Genomic DNA, 3,096 nt, shown 5'->3' on the forward strand with positions numbered 1-3,096 from the left:
ACTCTGCGCCGATGATAGTGCTGCAACCAGTGTGAAAGTAGGTTATCGTCAGGCTAGTTATATTAAAAAGCCCCTTCTGGTGATCCAGTCGGGGCTTTTTTTCGTCTGTCAAACTGTGAACAGTTTTAGCGGGTCGGCGCCAGCATCGGCAGCGTCAGCGTAAACCGGGTCCCACCGCCTGGCTCGCTGACGACGGCGATGGCGCCGCCCAGAATCTCGGTGACAATATTGTGGACAATATTCAGCCCCAAGCCCGATCCGCCAACGCCCAGCTTGGTGGTGAAGAAAGGATCGAAGATGCGCGGCAGATATTCGTTCTGGATGCCGGCGCCATGATCTTCCACCGATAGCGTCACCAAGCCCTGGCCGGACAGGCTGGCCGAGATGTCGATCAACCCTTCGTTGCGGCCTTCGTAACCATGCAAGATGGCGTTGTTGATCAGGTTGGTGATTACCTGCCCAATCGGACCTGGATAACTTTCCATCATCAGGTCCGGCGGTATCCGTTGTTGGATCACGTAAGGGGTGCGCTTGATTGTCGGCTGCAGCGTCAGCACGTTGCCCGCCACCACCTCCGCCAATAAAAAACTGCGGCGTTGAGAGCTGGTCTGGTCGACCGCCACCTGTTTGAAATTGGTAACGATCTCCGCTGCGCGATGCAAATTGCGGCCGAGGATGTCCACCGACAGCTGCGCATTCTTGATGTAGTGCTCAAACTCCTTGCGCGTGATACCGCCTTCCGCCGTCAGATGCCTGGTGATCTCATCGGTCTGCATTTCGAACGTGGTGGAGGCCATCAGGCTGTTGCCGATCGGCGTATTCAATTCATGTGCAATCCCGGCCACCATCGCACCCAGTCCAGCCAGCCGCTGGTTGCGCACCAGGTCTTCGCGCGCCTTGTCCAGGGTGATGATCATGTCCTGTAATTCGCGATTGGCCCTGCGCAGCGCCAGATGGGTATTTATGCGGGCCAGTACCTCTTCGATCTGGAATGGTTTGGTGATGTAGTCCACGCCGCCGGCATCGAAGCCCGTGACTTTTTGCTTGGGGTCGGTCAGGCCGGTCATGAAGATGACCGGGATATCTTTAGTGGCCTTGCAGGCCTTGAGGCGCCGGCAGGCTTCGAAGCCGTCGATACCGGGCATGACCACATCGAGCAGAATCAAGTCCGGCTCGGCGAACTCCGCGCGCATCAAGCCTTCAGCGGCAGTTTGTGCCAGCACGATCATGAAGCCGTGCCGCTCGAGCCGGTCCAGCAGGGCCGACAGATAGGAAAGAGAGTCGTCGACGATGAGTATCGTCGGCATCGGAATTGCGGGGATCTCGCTCTGGTTCATCATGCAGCCTGAGGATATTCACGATCACGATAGTATAGGCATACAGTTCAGGCGATGGTGAAAAAAGAGCGAGACCGTTGTGTCTACAGTAAATTTAGTCCTTTCAACATCACCAAAAGAATCAGTACTGGCGAGACATAGCGCAGCAGGAAGAACACCACGCGAGTCGTGGCCTGGTTGCTTATTTTTCCCTGATTCGACAGCGCCTGATTGAACTTGTCCGCGCCCCACACCCAGCCCACAAAGACCGCTAGCAAGATGCCACCCAGTGGCAACAATACGTTGGACGAAACGAAATCGAACAGGTCGAACATGTTCATGCTGAACAGCTTGAAATCAGCCAGCACACTGTTCGTCAATGCGCAGCTGGAGCCCAGCAGCATCAGGAAGGCGATGGTCAGCAGCGTGGCCTTCACGCGGCTGAGGCCTAGGCGCTCATGCAGGATTACGACCGGTACTTCCATCAACGACAGCATCGCGCCGGTGGCTGCCACGGAGGCGAGCACAAAGAAGGCGATCATCAACAATTGGCCGCCGGGGATTTGCGAGAACACGGCGGGGATGGTAATGAACACCAGTGCCGGCCCAGCCGCTGGCTGAAAGCCGAAGGTGAACACTGCCGGAAAGATCGCGATGCCAGCCAGCATGGACACGCACAGGTCGGCTGCCATGACGCGCAGCGTGGTCTGGGGAATATTTTGATCGTCGCGGAAGTAGGAGCCGTAGGTCATCATCGTGCCCATGCCCAGGGACAGCTTGAAGAACGCCAGGCCCATCGCGGTGAGTATGACGCCGGCGGTGATCTTGCTGAAGTCAGGACGGAACAGAAAGGCTAAACCGTCGCTTGCCTTGTCCAGCGACAGGCTGACCGCGCACAGCAGCAGTAACAACAGGAACAGTATCGGCATCAGTTTCTTGGCGATGCCTTCGATGCCCTTGGTTACGCCCATCAGCAGGATGCCGCCGATGAAGGCGAGCACTCCCCATTGCCACAGCAGCGACTGCATCGGATCGGCGATCAGCGTTGCGAACGCGCCTTCTGTGACGTGGCGGTCGCTACTCAGGATGGAACCGCCAATGGCCTTGAATACATAAGCGAAAACCCAGGCCACCACCTCGGAATAGAAGGACAGGATCAGAAAGGCTGCCGCCATGCCGGCCGCGCCAACCAGCCACCAAGGCATTCCCTTTCTAGGACTGAGCTGTTGCAGCGCAGTGATCGGATTGGCTTTGGCCGCGCGGCCCATGGCGATCTCCGCGATCATCACTGGCAGGCCGATGACCAGGGTCGCAAGGAGGTAGATCAGCAAGAAGCCGGCGCCGCCGTTGGCGCCAGTCAGATATGGAAATTTCCATATATTGCCGAGTCCCACGGCCGAGCCGAGCGTCGCTGCGAGGACGCCGAAGCTGGAGCTGAAGCCGCCGCGCTTGATGGTGTTGTGAGTCATTGCGTGCATTCCTGCCATATTCTAAAGGGCGGGATTGTAGCAGCTCGAAAAAAGGCCTTGCGGATATCGCGCTACCTTTGCTATAGTTCGACCCCTCGCAGAACACAGCACATGTTGCTGAGTGAAACGAGAAAAAGTTTTTTAGTACGGGGTACTAAAAAACGGGGTTGACGAAACGATCTAAACGCTTCATACTCTTCCTTCTTCGCTGACGGACACAACGCTTCGCAGCAAACGCAGTACCGAATAAAGTTCTTTAAAAATTAACAGTCGATAAGTGTGGACGTTTGATGAAAGTGCACAGCAGACTA

General features: G+C 56.5%; 2 protein-coding genes. Both read right to left on the reverse strand.

Features of this window, described 5'->3' with window-relative positions; translation table 11 throughout:
- Positions 1-125: 125 nt before the first annotated feature.
- A complete protein-coding gene (locus ACUJB0_RS31650) occupies positions 126-1,340 on the reverse strand; it encodes a sensor histidine kinase (RefSeq protein ID WP_444848725.1) in 1,215 nt (404 codons plus the stop codon).
- Positions 1,341-1,420: 80 nt separating this feature from the next.
- Entirely contained in the window at positions 1,421-2,785 is a 1,365-nt protein-coding gene (locus ACUJB0_RS31655) for a sodium-dependent transporter (RefSeq protein ID WP_444848726.1), read from the reverse strand.
- Positions 2,786-3,096 lie beyond the last annotated feature (311 nt).

The organism is Duganella caerulea (genome assembly GCF_040362985.1).
GTDB classification, from domain to species: Bacteria; Pseudomonadota; Gammaproteobacteria; order Burkholderiales; family Burkholderiaceae_D; genus Rugamonas; species Rugamonas vulcania.

What these genes read in the sequence shown, in the direction of transcription:
- ACUJB0_RS31650 (WP_444848725.1), bottom strand. Translation starts at nt 1,340, where the DNA reads ATGATGAACCAGAGCGAGATCCCCGCAATTCCGATGCCGACGATACTC.
- ACUJB0_RS31655 (WP_444848726.1), bottom strand. Translation starts at nt 2,785, where the DNA reads ATGACTCACAACACCATCAAGCGCGGCGGCTTCAGCTCCAGCTTCGGC.